General features: G+C 72.8%; 1 protein-coding gene and 1 pseudogene. One reads left to right on the forward strand and one right to left on the reverse strand.

The window, feature by feature from the left end; all coding sequences use genetic code 11:
* Positions 1-155: 155 nt before the first annotated feature.
* The gene (locus BFF77_RS30425) at positions 156-1,148 is read right to left on the reverse strand and encodes a helix-turn-helix domain-containing protein (RefSeq protein ID WP_066956448.1); all 993 of its coding nucleotides are present in this window, start codon (positions 1,146-1,148) and stop codon (positions 156-158) included.
* A 341-nt stretch (positions 1,149-1,489) separates the two neighbouring features.
* Here BFF77_RS30425 and BFF77_RS30430 point away from each other — a divergent pair.
* A pseudogene (locus tag BFF77_RS30430) lies at positions 1,490-1,965 on the forward strand (protein phosphatase 2C domain-containing protein); the annotation flags it as partial.

A 1,965-nucleotide genomic window follows, 5' to 3' on the forward strand; every position in this document is an offset into this window, starting at 1 on the left:
CACCCGTCATCATGCGGCACCCGTCATCACGCGGCACCCGTCATCATGCGGCACCCGTCACCCCGCAACACCCGCACCACGAGTCACTCGTACCGCGCGAGACCGCCGTCACGAGTCACTCGCACCGCGCGAGGCACCGCGTGACGGGCTCTGTCTCACTCCCGCCCGCCGCGCGTCACCCAGCCCTTCTCGTACGCGTGCCAGCCGAGCTGGAGCCGGGTCGTCACTCCGCTCAGCTCCATCAGCCCCTTCACCCGGCGCTGTACGGTGCGCAGTCCCAGGTCGAGCTGTTTGGCGACGCTCGCGTCGGTCATCCCGGCGAGCAGCAGGGACAGGATCTCCAGATCGGTCGAGTCGGGAGCGGGCACCCGGCCCTCCGCCACCGCGCCGTCCGTACCGAGCCGCAGGGGAAGTGCCTCCCGCCACACCGATTCGAAGAGCCCCACCAGCGACTCCAGCAGCCCGCTGGCATGGACGACCAGGACCGCCGGTTCCGCTCCACGGCCCGTCAGCGGCACCATGGCGAGGGTGCGGTCCGCGACCACCAGCTTCGTCGGGACCCGTTCGACGACCCGGACCTGCTCGTCGCGCCCCAGCGCCGCGGAGAGTTCGGTGATACCGGCGGGCAGCGAGAGCACCTCACGCTCGATCACCACCCGGTACGCGACCCCGCGCGCCGCCGCGCGCTCCTCCGCCTCGTTGTCGATACCGGTCACCGCCACCGGCTTCCCGGTGACCAGGGCGCAGACCTCCTCGGTCGCGCCGAGCTGGAGCTGGAGGAACCGGTGGGCCACCGCGCTCGCGCCCGTCACGACCTCGACCAGATCGTGCACGGCCGGCTCGGCGGCCTCCGCGCGGTACTCCTCGGCCAGCAGCACGGCGGCCAGTTCGGCCTGTTCCAGCTCGTGGCGGTGCTGGGTGAGCAGCGCGCCCAGCGCGACGGCGGGCGGCGCCGCGACCCACCGTCCGGTACGGGACGAGGACTGCGCGGCCAGGCCCTGCCGCTCCAGTCGGCGCAGGGCCTGTTCGGTGTCCGGCTCGGGGAGTGCCAGCCGATGGGCCAGGTCCGCGACCTCCGCGGCGCCGATCGCCACCAGTGCGCGGTAGGTGGATTCCTGTCTCTCGTCGAGACCTATCGCTCCGAGCACCCCTGCTCCCCTCCCCGGACCCATACGTTCCACGGCGAACCGTGGCGGATACCGGCCACGGCGTAAACCCGCCGTGCCACATCATCGCTGTTCGGCACGGCACTCTGCCAAGGTGGCGCCATCACAGCAGCAACAGACCCCGGTCATATGCCCCTTGGGTGTGCTTTGGCCCGGATTGCTCGGGAGAGCGATGTGCGCGGCCCCGGTGGCGGCGCATCGGCCCGCGCTGGACCTGTGACGTCCGCCGGGCGTCCTTCCCGTGGGGGGTGGGGCCGCCCGGCGGACTTGAATATTTCCGGGTGCCCCGTTTTCGTACCCTCGGCGCGGACGAGGATAGGGGCATGAGCCAGCAGGGGCAGAGGCCAGCCGCCGACGACTGGTGGAACCGGTTGTACGAAGAGTCCGCACCGGACACCGGTCCCGCCGCCGCGTCGGGGGACACGCTTGACGACCGCTTCGACTCGGCGGCGGACGCGGTCGGTACGGACGCCGCCGGTACGGGGACACGGGGCGCGCCCGATACGCCGGAGGACGCCGAGGGTTCCGGCCGCGAGGGGATCGAGGATGAGCGGCCGAGGGCCTGGTGGGAGCAACCGCAGCAGTCGCAGCCACCGCAGCCCCAGCCGCAGCAGTCGGCGCCACCGCGGGCGCAGCCGCCGGCCGAGCCGCCGCCTCCGTCGTACACCCCCAGTGACGCGAGACCGCTGCCGGGGACGATGGACTCCTCCGGTCCGGTGCGCCCGTCGGTCCCGGATCCACGCCGGCCCGAGCCCGGCAACGGCCCCGGAAACAGCAACGGCACCGGCACCGGCTCCGG

Origin of the sequence: Streptomyces lushanensis, assembly GCF_001700515.1 — a bacterium.
GTDB lineage: Bacteria > Actinomycetota > Actinomycetes > Streptomycetales > Streptomycetaceae > Streptomyces > Streptomyces lushanensis.